Source organism: Streptomyces sp. NBC_00210 (assembly GCF_045160975.1).
GTDB lineage: Bacteria > Actinomycetota > Actinomycetes > Streptomycetales > Streptomycetaceae > Streptomyces.
In genome coordinates this window covers 7,259,929-7,277,307 of record NZ_CP108120.1, presented here as the reverse complement: position 1 = coordinate 7,277,307, position 17,379 = coordinate 7,259,929, and the positions used below count along the sequence as shown (strand labels likewise).

The following is a 17,379-nucleotide window of genomic DNA, read 5'->3' as shown; positions in this document are numbered from 1 at the left end:
ACTCGAAGGGGAAAGGACCGATCGTGCGCAACCGTTCTCTCATAGCTGTCACCGCCGCGCTCGCCGCCGGAGCACTCTCGCTCACGGCGTGCGGCTCCCGTGACACAGGCAAGGCCAACGACGCCTCCGGCGACGGCTCCACCGTCGTCACCATCGGTTTCGACGCGCCGTTGACCGGCGAGCTCTCCGCTCTCGGCCTCGGCATGAAGAACTCGGTCGACCTCGCGGTCAAGCAGGCCAACAAGAACAAGGAGGTGCCGGGCGTCACCTTCAAGATCCAGGCTCTCGACGACCAGGCACAGCCCTCCTCCGGCCAGCAGAACGCCACCAAGCTCGTCGCCGACAAGAGCGTTCTCGGAGTGGTCGGCCCGCTGAACTCCTCCGTGGCCCAGTCCATGCAGAAGGTATTCGACGCCGCCCAGGTGTCCGAGGTCTCGGTGAACACCAACCCCGCCCTCACCCAGGGCGACAAGTGGGACAAGGGCGACAAGGCCCGGCCGTTCAAGACGTACTTCCGGACCGCGACCACGGACGCCATCCAGGGCCCGTTCGCCGCCGAGTATCTGTACAACACGGCCAAGAAGAAGAAGGTCTTCGTCGTCGACGACAAGAAGACCTACGGCGCCGGTCTGGCCGCGACCTTCTCCGCCCACTTCAAGAAGCTCGGCGGCACGGTCGTCGGCACCGATCACGTCAACCCGGAGGCCAAGGACTTCGGCTCCGTCGCGACGGAGATCAAGAACTCGGGGGCGGACGTCGTCTACTACGGCGGTGAGTACCCGGTGGCCGGCCCGCTCAGCGCGCAGGTCAAGAAGTCGGGCGCCACGATCCCGCTCATCGGTGGCGACGCGATCTACAGCGACGAGTACCTCAAGCTCACCGGCGCCCGCGGCGACGGCGACCTGGCCACGTCCGTCGGCGCACCTGTCGAGGGCCTGCCCTCCGCCAAGAAGTTCATCGAGGACTACAAGGCGGCCGGGTACAAGGAGGCCTACGGAGCCTACGGCGGCTTCTCCTACGACTCGGCCTGGGCGATCATCCAGGCGGTGAAGGTCGTGGCCAAGGACGGCAAGCTGCCTTCCGACGCCCGCGCCAAGGTCACCGAGGCCCTGCAGAAGGTCTCCTTCGACGGAGTCATGGGCAAGGTCTCCTTCGACGAATACGGCGACGCCACCAACAAGCAGCTCACCGTCTACAAGGTCACGGGCGGTGCCTGGAAGCCGGAGACCACCGGCACGTTCGGAGGCTGACTCGACCGCGCGCGCTCCTTCCGGGCGCGCGGCCGATGATCATCCACCGCAGCGGCGGTACGAGGCCGGGCTGGCCTCTTCTGTACACAGGGAGCAGCCCGGCCCCCGCCGCTGCTCCGCCCTCGCCACCGGGCGTCCGAGCCACCACGCACGGCGCGCTCGGACTGCGGTCACTCCCCGGCCGCGTCGAGCAGGATCCGCGCCAGTTCGCCCGGTTGGGAGAACATCGGCCAGTGGCCGGTGTTCATCTCGACGAGCCGCCAGTGCTCGCTGGTCAGCAGCTCGGCCACGTCGTCGCTCGGCTCGGCACCGTCGAGCAGGCACTTGATGTACGTCGCCGGAAGCCCGCCGAGTGGCCGTGCCAGCACGGCCGGCTCGGCAAGCGAGGCACCCGGGTGCGGCGTCGAGCCGCCCACGATCCGTGCGATCTGCTCATTGGTAAGGCCCTGACCGTCGTAGTCGGCCGCGGTGAGCGGTGCCCAGAATCCGCCGTTCCCGGCGATCGAGGCCTCCAGCTTCGCCGGGCCCTCCCACCATCCGGAGACGAACGACCCGCCGTCGGCCGGCACATTGGAATCGACGAAGACCACGCGGGCCAGCCGCTCGCCGATCCGCTCGGCGGCCTGACCGACCGGGATGCCCGAATAGCTGTGCCCGACCAGGACGACGTCGCGCAGCTGTCGGCTTTCGACCTCGTCAACGATGTCCTGGACGTGGGTCTGCTGCCCGGCCGGCACGCCCTGCTTCTCAGCGAGGCCGGACAGCGTCAACGGGTGGGCGCCGTGGCCGGCCGCGCGCAGCTGAGGCACCACCTCGTCCCACGCCCACGACCCGAGCCACGCGCCTGCAACAAGTACGAATTCCGTCATGGCGGCAACGTAGCGGAGCGGTCCGACAACCGCGCTCCGGGTCGGCGGCGAGCCACTCGGCCTCGGCGGATCACGGCGCCGGCACCTTCCACGGACTGAGGACGTCCAGGTCGGCCGGCGCGGGCCGACCCGGACGTCATTGATCAGACCAGGTCGAACCGGTCGAGGTTCATCACCTTGTCCCACGCCGCGACGAAGTCGTTCACGAACTTCCCCTTCGCGTCATCGCTCGCGTAGACCTCCGCGAGCGCGCGCAGTTCGGAGTTCGACCCGAAGACGAGGTCGGCACGGGTGCCGGTCCACTTGACCTCGCCCGTGGCCGCGTCGCGGCCCTCGAACGTGTTCTGGTCCTCGGACGTCGCCTTCCACGTCGTGCCCAGGTCGAGCAGGTTGACGAAGAAGTCGTTGGTCAGAGACCCGGGGGCCGTGGTGAAGGCGCCGAGCGGCGACTGCTGGTAGTTCGCGACCAGCACGCGGAGGCCACCGACGAGGACCGTCAGCTCGGGGGCGCTCAGGGTCAGCAGGTTCGCCTTGTCGAGCAGCAGGTACTCGGCCGGCAGCCTGTTGCCCTTGCCGAGGTAGTTGCGGAACCCGTCGGCGGTCGGCTCGAGCGCGGCGAAGGACTCCACGTCCGTCTGCTCCTGCGACGCGTCCGCGCGGCCCGGCGTGAAGGGGACCTCGACGTCGAAGCCGGCGTCCTTGGCGGCCTGCTCGACGGCCGCACCACCGGCGAGCACGATCAGGTCGGCGAGCGAGATCTGCTTGCCGCCGGTCTGAGCCGCGTTGAAGGACTCCTGGATGCCCTCCAGCGTGCGCAGCACCGTCGCCAGCCGGTCGGGCTCGTTGACCTCCCACCCGCTCTGCGGCTGGAGGCGGATGCGCGCGCCGTTGGCGCCGCCGCGCTTGTCGCTGCCGCGGAAGGACGAGGCCGACGCCCACGCGGTGGACACGAGCTGGGACACCGACAGACCCGAGGCCAGGATCTGGCTCTTGAGGGAGGCGATGTCCTCGGCACCGACGAGCTCGTGCGTCACGGCGGGGAGGGGGTCCTGCCACAGCAGCGTCTCGGTCGGTACCTCGGAGCCGAGGTAGCGCACGATCGGGCCCATGTCACGGTGGGTCAGCTTGAACCACGCGCGGGCGAAGGCGTCCGCGAACGCGTCGGGGTTCTCGAGGAAGCGCCGCGAGATCTGCTCGTAGGCCGGGTCGAACCGGAGCGAGAGGTCGGTCGTGAGCATCGTCGGGGCGTGGCTCTTCGACGCATCGTGGGCGTCGGGCACGGTGCCCGCCCCGGCGCCCTCCTTCGGCCGCCACTGGTTCGCACCGGCGGGGCTCTGGAACAGCTCCCACTCGTAGCCGAAGAGGATCTCGAAGAAGCTGTTGTCCCAGGTGATCGGGGTGTTGGTCCAGATGCCCTCGAGACCGCTGGTGATCGCGTCGCCCCCCTTGCCGGTGCCGAAGGAGTTCTTCCAGCCGAGGCCCTGCTCCTCGATCGAGGCGCCCTCGGGGTCGGCGCCCACACTCTCCGCCGGGCCAGCGCCGTGGGTCTTGCCGAAGGTGTGGCCGCCCGCGATCAGGGCGACCGTCTCCTCGTCGTTCATCGCCATCCGGCGGAACGTCTCACGGATGTCGCGGGCCGCGGCGAGCGGGTCCGGGTTGCCGTTCGGGCCCTCCGGGTTGACGTAGATGAGGCCCATCTGGACCGCGCCGAGGGGGTTCTCCAGGTCCCGGTCACCGGTGTAGCGCTCGTCGCCGAGCCAGGTGGTCTCGGGACCCCAGTAGACGTCCTCGTCGGGCTCCCAGACGTCGGCACGACCGCCGCCGAAGCCGAAGGTCTCGAAGCCCATCGACTCCAGGGCGACATTGCCGGCGAGGATCATGAGGTCGGCCCACGAGAGGCTCTGGCCGTACTTCTTCTTGACCGGCCACAGCAGGCGGCGGGCCTTGTCGAGGTTCCCGTTGTCCGGCCAGCTGTTGAGAGGGGCGAAGCGCTGCTGGCCGGCCCCGCCGCCGCCGCGGCCGTCACTGATCCGGTAGGTGCCCGCGCTGTGCCACGCCATGCGGATCATGAACGGGCCGTAGTTGCCGAAGTCGGCGGGCCACCAGTCCTGCGAGGTCGTCAGCACCTCCGCGATGTCCTGCTTCACCGCCGGGAGGTCGAGGGTCTTGAACGCCTCCGCGTAGTCGAACTCCTCGCCGAGGGGGTTGGCCACGGCGGGGTTCTTGGCGAGGATCTTCAGGTTGAGCCGCTCCGGCCACCACTGGCGGTTGCCGCCGCCCTGAGTCGGGTGCGGGGCGCGCCCGTGCGCGACCGGGCAGCCACCTGCACCCTCCGTTTTCGCGTCTGTGACGATTGCATCGTGGTTCTCGGACATGGGAATCCTTCCGGACTGGGCGGATCACGTTGCTCAGGAACTGTGGGCGGCGGAGCAGTCGGGGCACAGGCCCCAGTAGGTGACGGTCTCGAGCAGCGCGACGCGGGCGGCCGTCACCCGCAGGCCGGTACCGCGCAGTTCCTCGGCGGTGGTCCCGTCACGTCTCTGTGTCATGCCGTACTGGAGTCTTCCTGTCCCTTGGCTATTGCCGGAACCGATCCTACGATGGACAGTGTCCAAGTCAATAAGCGTGCCAAACCCATATCCAATAAGAACCCGGATGTCCACCGGTAAACTTCGGGTATCACACCGAGCCTGAATAGGTGAACCGATATGAGTGACCTGCTGGAGCGACTGCGAGGACGTGGCTGGCGAATGACCTCCCAGCGCCGTGTCGTTGCGGAGGTCCTCGACGGCGACCACGTGCATCTCACGGCCGACGAGGTGCACGCCCGCGCGGCGGAGCGGCTGCCCGAGATCTCCCGGGCGACCGTCTACAACGCCCTGGGCGAACTGGTCTCCCTCGGTGAGGTCATAGAGGTCTCCACCGAAGGCCGCGCCAAGCGCTACGACCCCAACGCACACCACCCGCACCAGCACCTGGTGTGCTCCCACTGCGGCACCATCCGCGACGTCCACCCGACCGGCAATCCGCTGGCCGCCCTTCCGGCGGAGGAACGGTTCGGTTTCACGGTGTCCGAGGTCGAGGTCACCTACCGCGGGCTGTGCCCATCCTGCGCCTGAGCGTGCTTCAGACGGCTGGGCAGTCTCACTGAGACCGACTCCACGACGGGAGTCGCGTCAGGCCGTGCGGCGCAGCAGGGCCAAGTACATCGCGTCCGTGCCGTGCAGATGCGGCCACAGCTGCACGTCCGGCCCGTCGCCGAGTGCCGGAACGCCCGGCATCAGGGGCCTCGCGTCCAGCCACTCCGCCTCCATGGGCGGGCCGCCGCGGCCCTTCAGGACGTCGTCCACGACCACCCGGGTCTCGGCGAGATGCGGCGAGCAGGTCGCGTATCCGACCACTCCCCCGACCCGTACGGCCTTCAACGCCTCGCGCAGCAGCCCCCGTTGGAGCGGAGCGAAACCCTCCAGGTCCTCGGGACGCCGGCGCCAGCGGGCCTCAGGACGTCGGCGCAGCGCGCCCAGACCCGAGCACGGGACGTCGACGAGCACCCGGTCGAAGGAGCCGGGACGCCACGGCGGCCGGGTGCCGTCCGCGGCGATGACCTGGTACGGGCCGGGGTTGCCCGCCAGCGCCCGCTCGACCAGCCGCGCGCGGTGCGGCTGCTTCTCGGAGGCCAGCAGGGACGCGCCCCGCTCCGCGGCGAGCGCGGCGAGCAGCGCGGCCTTGCCGCCGGGGCCCGCGCAGCCGTCCAGCCAGCGCTCGTCGGAACCCTCCAGCGGTGCATTGGCCAGGGCGATCGCCACGAGCTGGCTCCCCTCGTCCTGCACGCCGGCCCGCCCCTCCCGTACGGCCTCGATCGCGCCGGGCTCGCCACCCTCGGCCAGCCGCACCGCATACGGCGACCAGCGCCCCGGCAGCCCGGACTCCTCGCCCAGCACATCGAACAGCTCGTCGGTCGTGGAGCGTCCCGGCCGGGCGACGAGCGTCACCTCGGGCCGCTCGTTGTCGGCATCCAGCAGGTCCTCGATCCCCGCGCGCCCGCCGCCCAGCGAGTCCCACAATGCGGAGACGACCCACCGCGGATGCGAGTGCACGATGGCCAGATGGTCCTCGGCGTCCTCGTCGTACGGCGGTGCCACCCGCTCCAGCCAGGTGTCCAGATCGTCCTGCGCGATCTTGCGCAGCACCGCGTTGACGAACTTCGCCCGTCCGTCGCCGAGCACCACCCGCGCCAGCTCCACGCTCGCCGACACCGCGGCATGCGTCGGGATCCGCGTCCCCAGCAGCTGGTGCGCGCCGAGCGCGAGCACATCGAGCACCGGCGGGTCGACCTCGCGCAGCGGCCGGTCGATGCACGCCGCGATGATCGCGTCGTACGTGCCCTGACGGCGCAGCGTCCCGTACACCAGCTCGGTGGCGAGCGCCGCGTCGCGCGCGTCGAAGTCGTCCTTCTCCCGTGCCTTCTTCAGCAGGGGCGGCAGAACGAGATTGGCGTACGCATCCCTGTCGTCGACGGCCCGCAGCACCTCGAAGGCAAGCATCCGCACAGGATCCTTCTTGGGGCGGCGGTACGGCTTGTGGGGACGGCGACGTGCCTGCTCGTTCAAAGGTGCTCCGCGTTTGAGAGTGGGACGAACCCTCTCAGCGTACGTCCGGCGCGCCCACCCTCTCGCCCGGGGCGATCCGCACCCCGCGCGCCCAGTCGGCGGCGCGCATCGGCTTCTTGCCCTGCGGCTGGACCCAAAGCAGCTCGACGGCGTGCGATCCGGTGCCGACGTACACATTGTTCTTGCCGACGGAGAGCTCGCCGGGCGCGAGATCCGTACGGTCGGGAAGCAGCTGTACGGAGATGAGCTTGAGCCGCTCCGCGCGGAAGACCGTCCACGCACCGGGCGCAGGGGTGCAGCCGCGGACGACGCGGTCGACGCGGAGCGCCGGGGCGTGCCAGTCGACGTGGGCGTGCTCGACGGAGATCTTCGGCGCGACCGAGACGCCCTCGGTCGGCTGCGGAACGGCCTTGAGCGTGCCGTCCTCGATGCCGTCCATCGTCGCCGAGAGCAGCCCGGCGCCGGCGAAGGCGAGCCGGGTGAGCAGGTCACCCGCGGTGTCCGTGGGCCGCACATGCTCGGTGATCACGCCGTACACGGGGCCGGAGTCGAGACCTTCCTCGATCTGGAAGGTCGCGGCGCCCGTCATCTCGTCCCCGGCGAGGATCGCGTGCTGCACGGGCGCGGCGCCGCGCCAGGCGGGGAGCAGCGAGAAGTGCAGATTGACCCAGCCGCGGGCGGGCACATCGAGGGCCACCTTGGGCAGCAGCGCGCCGTAGGCGACGACCGGGCAGCAGTCCGGCGCGATCTCGCGCAGCCGGGCCAGGAACGCCTCGTCGCCCGGCTTGACCGGCTTGAGCACCTCGATCCCGGCCTCCTCGGCGCGCTGGGCGACCGGGCTGGCCACCAGATGGCGGCCGCGTCCGGCGGGCGCGTCGGGCCGGGTGACGACGGCGGCCACTTCATGCCGGTCGGAGGCGATCAGGGCGTCCAGGGCGGGTACGGCGACCTCGGGGGTGCCTGCGAAGACGAGCTTCATCGGTGGCTGACTGCCTGTCTGTCTCGGGTCGGTGGCGGGCAACGCACCAGTCTATTGGCCGGGGGGACGGTGCACAGGCCGGGGCAAACAGCGGGGCGTACGGATGACCGCGCGCCCCTGGCATATGCGCAAACGCCCCAGGAGCGTGACCACATTGCCGGGTGGAGCGTTGGTCAAGAGAGATTGACCGAAGCGGGCCGCCCCGGTTGCGGCCCGGACCCTTTTCAACGCCGGTTCGAGAGGCTTGTCAATGGCCGACCACGCAACCCACGACGCCCAAGCCCGGGCAAGCCTGCACCTGTTGGTGCGCGACATCGAGCGGGTCCGCCGACAGGTGGACGCACTGCGCACGCTCACTGCCCAGTTGGGAAACGTCTACCGCCCTCGCCGCTCCGGCCCGTCCACGGGCTTCGTCGTCTACGGCAGAGCCCCGGCCCCGACCGTCCGTCTCGCGCAGGAGCTGCGGGACAGCGTCGAGACACTGGTGACGGCGGCGGTGGACTTCGACCGTTCGCTGGGCTTCTCGTGGGACGCGGTGGGCTCGGCGCTCGGGGTCACCAAGCAGGCGGTGCACCGCCGTTACGGCGCGCGGCGGGCCGCGCAGCAGTCGGGCTCCGCGGATGTGGACCGGGGCACGGAGACGTCGACGACCCGCACGCTGCCGGTGGTCCCGGGCCTGCCCGCCGTCCCCGCCGCCCGCACCATGTCGCCGCAGCAGACGATCGCCGGCCAATCCCTCCGCGAGGAGGCCCGCCCGAGCGCCTTCCCCGGCCCGCGCAACGGCTGAGCTTCCCCCGGCTGCCCCCGCCCGTTGACGGGTGGGGGCAGCCGCCATGTGTACGAGACGCCGGGGCTCCGCGCCGGACCCTGCGGGATGACCTCGCACCCGCCTTGCCGCGCGCGGCGGGCCTCGCACCGCGCGCAGCCGCCCGCCCATCCCCGACGGCGCACCGCGAGCCGCGGCGCGGGCCGTCAGCCGATGTCGGGCGGATCGATCCTGATCCGCACCGGATCCACACCCCCGCGCGCCATCCTCGCCGCCTGCGCCGACTTCAGCGCCACCGCCAGCGCCGCCCCGCTGCCCGGCGGCACCCTCAGCAGCGCCCGCTCCCATGTCTCGCCCACCGGGGGATCGCCCGGCCGCCGCGGCCTGCCCGGGTCCGTGGCCGGCAGCGGCACGGGACCCAGCACCTCCACGTCTCCCGGCAGTTGGGCCGCTGCCACAAAGGCGGCGATCGTCTCCGCCCGACCCGTCACCGACGCCATCCGCGACACCGGCGGGAACCCGAGCTGCGCCCGCTCTGCCAGCTCGCGCTGCGCGTGCCCGACCGGGTCCCAGCGCACCAGCGCCTGCACGGGCCGCAGCGTCGGCTCGGCGACGATCACCACGGTGCCGCCCTCGCTCTGACCCCGTACCAGGGCCGCGGCGTCCATCCAGCGGCGCAGCGCGTCCTCGCCCGATCGCAGATCGGGTCGTCCGAGCATCGCCCAGCCGTCGAGGAGCAGCGCCGCCGCGTATCCGCCCTCGGCGACCGGCTCCGCGCCGGGGGTGCTCACCACCAGCGCGGGCCGTCCCGGTACGGAATCCAGCACATGGTCCCGGCCGGACGTCCGGACCTGGACCGCGGGAAAGGCCCGGCCGAGCTCCTCCGCCGTACGCCGTGCGCCCACGACCTGGGCGCGAAGTCGCGTACTCCCGCACTCCACGCAGTGCCAGTCCGGCGCACCACGACCGCACCAACCGCACTTCAGATCGCGCTCGTCGGGCGCTTCCAGCGGCCCCGCACAGTGCCGGCATCGCGCGGGCGCTCGGCACCGCTCGCAGGCGAGCCTGGGCACATAGCCCCGCCGGGGCACCTGGACCAGCACGGGTCCGCTCTTCAGCCCGTCCCGCACGGTCTGCCAGGCGATACTCGGCAGCCGGGCCGCCCGTGCGGCCTCGTCGCGCGCCAGGTCCTGGTCCCCGACCGTACGCACCAGGGGCGCGGCGCCGCGGACCTGCTCGCGGTCGGCGATCAGCGGCAGCGCCCAGCCACTCTCCACCAGCTGGGCCGCCTCGACCGTGCAGCTCGTACTCCCCAGCAGGAAGCCGCACTTGTCGTGCGCGGCCCTGAGCTCAAGCACCTCGCGGACGTGCGGGAACGGTGCGTTCTCGTCGCTGTGGCTGGAATCGCCGTCGTCCCAGACCGCGACCAGCCCGAGGTCCTGTACGGGGGCGAACATCGCGGCCCTGGTCCCGACGACGGCCCGCACCGACCCGCGTCGCACGGCGAGCCACTGCCGGTACCGCTTCTCGGGACCGGACTCCGCCGTCAGCAGGGCATGCCGCCCCTCTCCCAGCAGCGCGGTGAGCGCGGTGTCGACCCGGGCCGCCCGCCGCCCGTCGGGCACGACGACCAGCGCGCCGCGCCCCGAGGCAAGTGTCGCGGCGACGGCCCGCGCCAGCTCGTCAGGCCAGTGCGGCCCGGGCAGCGCGGTCCACACGGCTCGCGGCGCACCCCCGCCCGCCAGCGCCTCCAAAAACGCCGCCCCCCGCCCGTACCGCCCCCAGCTGGCGACCTCGGGCGCGGCGGGCGACGGCAGCGGCTCCGGCGACGGCTTCGCCTCGGCCCGTCCGTTCCTCGGCGGGATGGCGAGCTGCAGCACATCCGCCAGGCTGCCCGCATACCGGTCGGCTACGGCGCGCGCGAGGGCCAGCATCTGAGGGCTGAGCACCGGCTCGGGCGAGACGACATACGCGAGCGCAGCGAGCGCTCCCCCGTAGTCGCTCTCGGCCCGACGCTCGATGAGGAACCCGTCGATCAAGCCGCCCCCTTCACGCCTCCCCTCGCGCACCCGATGCGCCCCGGCCCCGAACCGCACGCGTACCCGCACCCCGGGCTGGGCATCCGCGTCGAGCTCCTCGGGCACGGCGTAGTCGAAGTACTGATCGAGATGGAGCACGCCCTTGTTGACCATCACCCGGGCCACGGGCAGCTCCTTGGCGAGCGCGGCCCCCCGCCAGGTCCGCGGTTTGGCCTTCGGTACCTGGGCCTTGCGCACGGTCTCCCGTATCAGCGCAAGCTGCTCGGGCCCACCGGCGGCGGGCTCTTCGGGCTGCTTGTTGTCGCTGCTCACAGCCAAATTCCTACCAGACGTCACTGACAGTCCCACCGGCCTGGATACGCCCGTCGCATGCCCGGGACCTGCCTGCGTACGCAGGACGACGGACGCAGGACGGCCCCGGACCTGCCGGTCCGGGGCCGTCACCTGTGCGTCGTGGCCTACAGCCCCGCAGCCTTGCGCAGCGCCTCCACGCGGTCCGTGCGCTCCCACGTGAAGTCCGCCAGCTCGCGGCCGAAGTGACCGTACGCCGCCGTCTGCGCGTAGATCGGGCGCAGCAGCTCCAGGTCGCGGATGATCGCGGCCGGGCGCAGGTCGAAGACCTCGGAGATGGCCTGCTCGATCTTCTCGACCTCGATCGTCTCGGTGCCGAAGGTCTCGACGAAGAGGCCGACCGGCTCGGCCTTGCCGATCGCATAGGCGACCTGGACCTCGCAGCGGGCCGCGAGGCCTGCCGCGACGATGTTCTTCGCGACCCAGCGCATCGCGTACGCCGCCGAGCGGTCCACCTTGGACGGGTCCTTGCCGGAGAACGCGCCGCCGCCGTGGCGGGCCATGCCGCCGTAGGTGTCGATGATGATCTTGCGGCCGGTCAGGCCGGCGTCACCCATCGGGCCGCCGATCTCGAAGCGGCCGGTCGGGTTGACCAGCAGCCGGTAGCCGTCGGTGTCCAGCTTGATTCCGTCGTCGACGAGCTGCTTGAGCACGTGCTCGACGACGAACTCACGGATGTCCGGGGCGAGCAGCGAGTCCAGGTCGATGTCGGACGCGTGCTGAGAGGAGACGACCACGGTGTCCAGGCGCACCGCCTTGTCGCCGTCGTACTCGATGGTGACCTGGGTCTTGCCGTCGGGGCGCAGGTACGGGATGGTCCCGTTCTTGCGGACCTCGGAGAGGCGGCGGGAGAGCCGGTGCGCCACGTAGATCGGCAGCGGCATCAGCTCGGGCGTCTCGTCGCAGGCGTAGCCGAACATCAGGCCCTGGTCGCCGGCACCCTGCTTGTCGAGCTCGTCCTCGTCGCCCTCGACCCGCTTCTCGTACGCGGTGTCGACACCCTGCGCGATGTCCGGCGACTGCGCGCCGATGGAGACCGAGACGCCACAGGACGCGCCGTCGAAGCCCTTCTTCGAGGAGTCGTAGCCGATCTCGAGGATCTTGTTGCGCACGAGCGTGGGGATGTCGGCGTACGCCTTGGTGGTCACCTCGCCGGCGACGTGCACCAGACCCGTAGTGATCAAGGTCTCCACGGCGACCCGGGACGTCGGGTCCTCCCGCAGAAGGGCGTCGAGAATCGTGTCGCTGATCTGGTCAGCGATCTTGTCGGGGTGACCCTCGGTCACAGACTCCGAGGTGAACAGTCGACGGGACACAATGCTCCCTGGGGTTGCAGCGGCTGCTGGCTGATCATTGGCGGACCGGCCGGGGGCTGCGCCCCGCGACGTTCCACGGCCAGCTTATCTGCCGCCCTCCCACAGCGGTCCACCCGTCTCGCTCCGTGGGAGCCCCGTGACCTGTGCTCCGGTGCAGAACAGACCCGGAATCCTGGAACGAGAGCCCTCACTCTCGCATAGATATGTCGCATTTCACTGAATTTCTTCCGGCCACTGAGGCGAAACCAAGAATTCACCCGAACCGTGGGCCGACCAGGTCCCAGACCGTGTCCGCGAGGGACTCCTTCGGCCCGTACGGCACGTGCGTCTCGCTGCCGTCCGCGGCGAGTACCACGGCCTCGTTCTCCTCGGATCCGAAGGTCTTGCGCTCCCCCACCTCGTTGACGACCAGCAGGTCGCATCCCTTGCGGCGCAGCTTTTCGCGGCCGTTGGCGAGCACGTCGTCCGTCTCGGCGGCGAATCCGACGATCACCTGGCCGGGGCGGGCCCGCTCGGCGGAGATCTCGGCGAGGATGTCGGGGTTGCGGACCAGTTCGACGGGCGCCGGCTCCTGACCGTCCTTCTTCTTGATCTTGCCCGTGGCGTACGCGGCGGGGCGGAAGTCCGCGACGGCTGCGGCCATCACCACGGCGTCGGCGTCCGCCGCGGCCTTGAGCACGGCCTCGCGCAGCTGGACGGCCGTGCCGACGTGGACGACGTCGACACCCGCCGGGTCCGGCAGCCCGGTGTTGGCCTCGACGAGCGTGACGCGGGCGCCGCGGGCCGCGGCGGTGCGGGCCAGCGCGTACCCCTGCTTGCCGGAGGAGCGGTTGCCCAGGTAGCGCACCGGGTCCAGCGGCTCGCGCGTGCCGCCCGCGCTGACGACCACATGGCGGCCCGCGAGGTCCGGGGCGGCCACGCCGCGGGCGAGCACCCGGCGGCAGACCTCGAAGATCTCGCCGGGCTCGGGCAGCCGCCCCTTGCCGGTGTCGACGCCGGTGAGCCGGCCGACCGCGGGATCGATGACGACGGCGCCGCGGCGGCGCAGGGTCGCGACGTTCTCCTGGGTGGCGGGGTGCTCCCACATCTCGGTGTGCATCGCGGGCGCGAAGACGACCGGACAGCGGGCCGTGAGGAGCGTGTTGGTGAGCAGGTCGTCGGCGAGGCCGTGCGCCGCCTTGGCGAGCATGTCGGCGGTCGCGGGTGCGACGACCACGAGATCCGCGCCCTGCCCGATCCGTACATGCGGAACCTCGTGCACATCGGACCAGACCTCGGTCGACACGGGGTGGCCGGAGAGCGCCGACCAGGTCGCGGCGCCGACGAAGTGCAGCGCCGACTGGGTCGGCACCACGCGTACGTCGTGTCCCGACTCGGTGAGCCTGCGCAGCAGCTCGCACGCCTTGTACGCGGCGATGCCCCCGCTGACCCCCAGAACGACCTTCGGCTTGTCCACAGGATCTCCCCGCACTCGACTCGGTACCTATGACACACCACAGGCCCGGCAGTCTCGCCGCCGGGCCTGGGATGAAGTGCTGATATGCGCCTTACTGAGCCGGGCCCTCAATGGCCTCGGAGGTCAGCAGACCCGCATTGATCTCGCGCAGGGCGATCGAGAGCGGCTTCTCGTGCACGTGGGTGTCAACGAGCGGACCGACGTACTCGAGCAGACCCTCGCCGAGCTGCGAGTAGTACGCATTGATCTGACGCGCGCGCTTGGCGGCGTAGATCACAAGGCTGTACTTCGAGTCAGTGGCCTCGAGCAGCTCGTCGATCGGCGGGTTGATGATGCCCTCGGGCGCGGTGATGGAAGAGGACACGCTCTACCTTCCGAAGATGGGAAAAAGATCAAACAGTGCTGGGGATCTGAGGCTCAGTCCCCAGGAGACACCGCCATCAAGGCTAGCAGCTCGCGCGCCACGTCCTCGACGGAGGTGTTGACCAGGGTGATGTCGAACTCCGACTCGGCGGCCAGCTCGACCTTGGCGACCTCCAGCCGGCGCTGGATGACCTCCGGGGACTCGGTGCCGCGGCCGGTGAGCCGGCGGACCAGTTCCTCCCAGCTCGGCGGAGCCAGGAAGACCAGCTGGGAGTCCGGCATGGACTCCTTCACCTGCCGGGCGCCCTGAAGGTCGATCTCCAGCAGCACGGGCTCGCCCGCCTCGATGTGCTCGAGGACCGCACGGCGCGGCGTGCCGTAGCGGTTGCCCGCGAACTCGGCCCACTCCAGCAGCTCGCCATTGGCGATCAGCTTGTCGAACTCCTCGTCGGTGACGAAGAAGTAGTGAACGCCCTGGCGCTCGCCGGGGCGCGGCTTTCGTGTGGTCGCCGACACCGAGAGCCATACCTCGGGATGGGCCTTGCGCATATGGGCGACGACCGTGCTCTTGCCGACCCCTGAGGGGCCGGAGAGCACGGTCAGCCGCGGACGTACCTCTGCTGCCATGCAGCGATTATCCAGGTTCTCAGGAGTGCCCGAGAACGTCAGGCGGCGCCGCCGCCGAACTCGCGCTCCAGGGAGGCGATCTGGTTCGAGCCGAGACCGCGCACACGACGGCTCTCGGAGATGCCGAGCCTCTCCATGATCTGCTTGGCGCGGACCTTGCCCACGCCCGGCAGGGACTCAAGGAGAGCGGAGACCTTCATCTTGCCGATGACGTCGTTCTCCTGGCCCTGCTTGATGACCTCGTGGAGCGAGGCGCCGGAGTGCTTGAGTCGATTCTTGACCTCGGCCCGCTCCCGGCGAGCCGCGGCGGCCTTTTCGAGCGCGGCTGCGCGCTGTTCAGGGGTAAGGGGCGGAAGAGCCACGCCTACGTCACCTCGGATGTCGAACTTGTCGGATACGGACCGGTGAGGAACCTAGTCGCCCCTCACCTGGCGAGCAACGAGCAACGCACTGCACGTTCACTCTTCGACGGAGACTAGCGGCCGCGGCCGCTCCAGTCAGCGAGAACAGACGAAAAGTCCTGGTCAGCATAGACCGACCAGGACATTTAGGGCATAACGACTGGGATTTCGGCCAAGAATCTGTCAATGCGGTCGTTGGAGAGGTTTTCGAGGACCCCCGTCGGCGCGGCGAGAACCCCCTGCCCGGGGTGTCAGGCTCCCGAAACCGCCGCGCGGACCTCGTCCGCGTACCGCGCGGCGGCCTCGCGCAGCGCCGCCGCGTCCGGGCCGTGCTTCAGCACGCCTCGGCTGACGTTCGGTACGACGTTTCGCAGGGCTGTGCCGAAGACACCCGGCAGATCGGCCGGGGTCGCACCCTGCGCGCCGATGCCGGGGGCCAGCAGCGGGCCGTTGATGTCCAGGTCGAACGACGACAGGTCGCCGAGCGTCGCGCCGACGACCGCGCCGAAGGAGCCCATGGGGGTCTCGCCGGCGTTCTCGTCGGCGAGGTGGCGGAGCATCGTCGCGCCGATGGTGCGGCCGTCCTCGCGCACCGCACGCTGGACCTCGGCGCCCTCCGGGTTGGAGGTGAGGGCCAGCACGAACAGGCCCGCCCCGCTCTCGCGCGCCAGGTCGACCGCGGGCTTCAACGAGCCGTAGCCGAGGTACGGCGAGACCGTCAGCGCGTCCGAGAACAGCGGCGAGTCCTTGCGCAGGAAGGTCTCGGCGTACGCCGCCATGGTGGAGCCGATGTCGCCGCGCTTGGCGTCCATGACGACCAGCGCGCCCGCGTCCCGCAGGTCGACGACTGCCTGCTCCAGGACGGCGATGCCGCGCGAGCCGAAGCGCTCGAAGAAGGCGCTCTGCGGCTTGACGACGGCGACGTGGCCGGCCAGGGCGTCGACGACCGTTCGCGTGAAGGTCTCAAGACCGTGGATGTCGTCGTTCAGGCCCCAGGCGGAGAGCAGGGACGCGTGCGGGTCGATGCCGACGCAGAGCGGACCGCGGGTGTCCATGGCGTGGCGCAGGCGCGCGCCGAAGGACTCGGTGGTGTCGGTCATGGCAGTTCCTCCGTGGATGATCGCGCAGGCGCGCGGCGAAGCGGCTGTGCGGCGGGCGTCCGGCGGCGGCCGCCGGACGCCTCCGGGTGCTCTCACGCGTGGTTCTTCGGGGCGGCCGCCCCCACCGCCTCGGCGAGGGTGGCGTACGGGCCGGCCGCGAGCCGCGCGGCCAGCCCCTTGTGGATGGCACGGGCGTAGAACGGGCCCTCGTAGATGAAGGCGCTGTAGCCCTGGACGAGCGTGGCGCCCGCCAGGATGCGCTGCCAGGCGTCCTCGGCGTTCTCGATGCCCCCGACGCCCACCAGCGTGATCCGGTCACCCACGCGCGCGTACAGCCTGCGCAGGACCGCCAGCGAGCGGTCCTTGACCGGCGCGCCGGACAGTCCGCCGGTCTCCTTGACCAGTGCCGGGTCGGACTTCAGGCCGAGGCCGTCGCGGGCGATGGTGGTGTTGGTGGCGATGATGCCGTCCAGGCCGAGTTCGAGGGCCAGGTCGGCCACCGCGTCGACGTCCTCGTCCGCCAGGTCGGGGGCGATCTTGACGAGCAGCGGGACGCGGCGGCCCGCCACGCTGCGGTCGGCCGCCTCGCGCACGGCGGTCAGCAGCGGGCGCAGCGATTCGGTCGCCTGGAGATTGCGCAGGCCGGGCGTGTTCGGCGAGGAGACGTTCACGACGAGGTAGTCGGCGTGGCGGGCGAGCCGCTCGGTCGACTTCACATAGTCGGCGGCGGCCTCGGCCTCCGGCACGACCTTGGTCTTGCCGATGTTGACGCCCACGACGGTCTTGAACACCGGCACGCGCGCCTTCAGGCGCTCGGCGACGGCCGCGGAGCCCTCGTTGTTGAAGCCCATGCGGTTGATCAGCGCACGGTCCGGTACGAGACGGAAGAGGCGCTTCTTGGGATTGCCGGGCTGCGCTTCGCCGGTGACCGTACCGATCTCGATGTGGTCGAAGCCGAGCATCGACATGCCGTCGATGGCGACGGCGTTCTTGTCGAAGCCGGCGGCGAGCCCGAAGGGGCCGTGCATACGGAGGCCGAGCGCCTCCGTACGCAGTTCCTTGTAGCGAGGCGCGAGAACGGCCGCGACGAGGGTGCGCAGTACGGGGATGCGGGCCGCGAGCCGGATCCAGCGGAAGGCCAGATAGTGGGCCTGCTCCGGGTCCATCCGCTTGAAGACGAGGTTGAAGAAGAGCTTGTACATGCTGGTGTCCTCACGAAGAGGGGGACACCGTTTCCGGTGTCCCCCTCGCC

General features: G+C 70.8%; 16 protein-coding genes. 3 read left to right on the top strand and 13 right to left on the bottom strand.

Annotated elements, in window-relative coordinates:
- Positions 1 to 23 precede the first annotated feature (23 nt).
- Positions 24 to 1,250, top strand: coding sequence for a branched-chain amino acid ABC transporter substrate-binding protein (locus OG729_RS33025; RefSeq protein WP_360882214.1), 1,227 nt, complete (start codon positions 24 to 26; stop codon positions 1,248 to 1,250).
- A gap of 170 nt (positions 1,251 to 1,420) precedes the next feature.
- Here the strand turns inward: OG729_RS33025 and OG729_RS33020 are convergent, their stop codons facing one another.
- The 3 genes from OG729_RS33020 to OG729_RS33010 all read right to left on the bottom strand — a co-directional run bounded on the left by OG729_RS33020 (position 1,421) and on the right by OG729_RS33010 (position 4,668).
- Complete coding sequence (locus tag OG729_RS33020; protein ID WP_360882216.1) at positions 1,421 to 2,119, bottom strand: alpha/beta hydrolase; 699 nt, start codon at positions 2,117 to 2,119, stop codon at positions 1,421 to 1,423.
- Positions 2,120 to 2,262: 143 nt separating this feature from the next.
- On the bottom strand, positions 2,263 to 4,494 hold the full coding sequence (gene katG, locus OG729_RS33015; protein ID WP_360882218.1) for a catalase/peroxidase HPI: 2,232 nt from the start codon (positions 4,492 to 4,494) through the stop codon (positions 2,263 to 2,265).
- Between the two features lie 33 nt (positions 4,495 to 4,527).
- A complete protein-coding gene (locus OG729_RS33010) occupies positions 4,528 to 4,668 on the bottom strand; it encodes a hypothetical protein (protein WP_405809569.1) in 141 nt (46 codons plus the stop codon).
- Between the two features lie 159 nt (positions 4,669 to 4,827).
- On the opposite strand from OG729_RS33010, the gene OG729_RS33005 reads away from it, so the two are divergent.
- Entirely contained in the window at positions 4,828 to 5,238 is a 411-nt protein-coding gene (locus OG729_RS33005) for a Fur family transcriptional regulator (protein ID WP_360882220.1), read from the top strand.
- A 57-nt stretch (positions 5,239 to 5,295) separates the two neighbouring features.
- On the opposite strand, the gene OG729_RS33000 is transcribed toward OG729_RS33005, so the two are convergent.
- Entirely contained in the window at positions 5,296 to 6,729 is a 1,434-nt protein-coding gene (locus tag OG729_RS33000) for an RsmB/NOP family class I SAM-dependent RNA methyltransferase (protein ID WP_405809567.1), read from the bottom strand.
- Between the two features lie 34 nt (positions 6,730 to 6,763).
- A complete protein-coding gene (gene fmt, locus OG729_RS32995) occupies positions 6,764 to 7,708 on the bottom strand; it encodes a methionyl-tRNA formyltransferase (protein WP_405809566.1) in 945 nt (314 codons plus the stop codon).
- A 250-nt stretch (positions 7,709 to 7,958) separates the two neighbouring features.
- Here fmt and OG729_RS32990 point away from each other — a divergent pair, with 250 nt between their 5' ends.
- Positions 7,959 to 8,495, top strand: coding sequence for a hypothetical protein (locus tag OG729_RS32990; RefSeq protein WP_405809564.1), 537 nt, complete (start codon positions 7,959 to 7,961; stop codon positions 8,493 to 8,495).
- 185 nt (positions 8,496 to 8,680) lie between these two features.
- Here the strand turns inward: OG729_RS32990 and OG729_RS32985 are convergent, their stop codons facing one another.
- From OG729_RS32985 to OG729_RS32950, 8 genes are all read right to left on the bottom strand, one after another.
- Positions 8,681 to 10,825 (bottom strand): primosomal protein N', encoded by a 2,145-nt coding sequence (locus tag OG729_RS32985; RefSeq protein WP_405809563.1) that lies wholly within the window; start codon positions 10,823 to 10,825, stop codon positions 8,681 to 8,683.
- 146 nt (positions 10,826 to 10,971) lie between these two features.
- Entirely contained in the window at positions 10,972 to 12,180 is a 1,209-nt protein-coding gene (metK, locus tag OG729_RS32980) for a methionine adenosyltransferase (protein WP_360882230.1), read from the bottom strand.
- A 253-nt stretch (positions 12,181 to 12,433) separates the two neighbouring features.
- A complete protein-coding gene (coaBC, locus tag OG729_RS32975) occupies positions 12,434 to 13,636 on the bottom strand; it encodes a bifunctional phosphopantothenoylcysteine decarboxylase/phosphopantothenate--cysteine ligase CoaBC (RefSeq protein ID WP_405809562.1) in 1,203 nt (400 codons plus the stop codon).
- 91 nt (positions 13,637 to 13,727) lie between these two features.
- Positions 13,728 to 14,000 (bottom strand): DNA-directed RNA polymerase subunit omega, encoded by a 273-nt coding sequence (gene rpoZ / locus OG729_RS32970; protein ID WP_005319902.1) that lies wholly within the window; start codon positions 13,998 to 14,000, stop codon positions 13,728 to 13,730.
- Positions 14,001 to 14,053: 53 nt separating this feature from the next.
- Positions 14,054 to 14,626, bottom strand: coding sequence for a guanylate kinase (gmk, locus tag OG729_RS32965; protein ID WP_405809560.1), 573 nt, complete (start codon positions 14,624 to 14,626; stop codon positions 14,054 to 14,056).
- Between the two features lie 38 nt (positions 14,627 to 14,664).
- Complete coding sequence (locus tag OG729_RS32960; protein WP_005319887.1) at positions 14,665 to 14,988, bottom strand: integration host factor; 324 nt, start codon at positions 14,986 to 14,988, stop codon at positions 14,665 to 14,667.
- 290 nt (positions 14,989 to 15,278) lie between these two features.
- On the bottom strand, positions 15,279 to 16,127 hold the full coding sequence (gene pyrF / locus OG729_RS32955) for an orotidine-5'-phosphate decarboxylase (RefSeq protein ID WP_405809558.1): 849 nt from the start codon (positions 16,125 to 16,127) through the stop codon (positions 15,279 to 15,281).
- A gap of 92 nt (positions 16,128 to 16,219) precedes the next feature.
- Entirely contained in the window at positions 16,220 to 17,329 is a 1,110-nt protein-coding gene (locus OG729_RS32950; RefSeq protein WP_405809557.1) for a quinone-dependent dihydroorotate dehydrogenase, read from the bottom strand.
- Between the last annotated feature and the right edge of the window lie 50 nt (positions 17,330 to 17,379).

Coding starts and splice junctions, on each gene's coding strand:
- OG729_RS33020 (WP_360882216.1), bottom strand. CDS start 2,119: ATGACGGAATTCGTACTTGTTGCAGGCGCGTGGCTCGGGTCGTGGGCG.
- katG (WP_360882218.1), bottom strand. CDS start 4,494: ATGTCCGAGAACCACGATGCAATCGTCACAGACGCGAAAACGGAGGGT.
- OG729_RS33010 (WP_405809569.1), bottom strand. CDS start 4,668: ATGACACAGAGACGTGACGGGACCACCGCCGAGGAACTGCGCGGTACC.
- OG729_RS33005 (WP_360882220.1), top strand. CDS start 4,828: ATGAGTGACCTGCTGGAGCGACTGCGAGGACGTGGCTGGCGAATGACC.
- fmt (WP_405809566.1), bottom strand. CDS start 7,708: ATGAAGCTCGTCTTCGCAGGCACCCCCGAGGTCGCCGTACCCGCCCTG.
- OG729_RS32990 (WP_405809564.1), top strand. CDS start 7,959: ATGGCCGACCACGCAACCCACGACGCCCAAGCCCGGGCAAGCCTGCAC.
- gmk (WP_405809560.1), bottom strand. CDS start 14,626: ATGGCAGCAGAGGTACGTCCGCGGCTGACCGTGCTCTCCGGCCCCTCA.
- pyrF (WP_405809558.1), bottom strand. CDS start 16,127: ATGACCGACACCACCGAGTCCTTCGGCGCGCGCCTGCGCCACGCCATG.
- OG729_RS32950 (WP_405809557.1), bottom strand. CDS start 17,329: ATGTACAAGCTCTTCTTCAACCTCGTCTTCAAGCGGATGGACCCGGAG.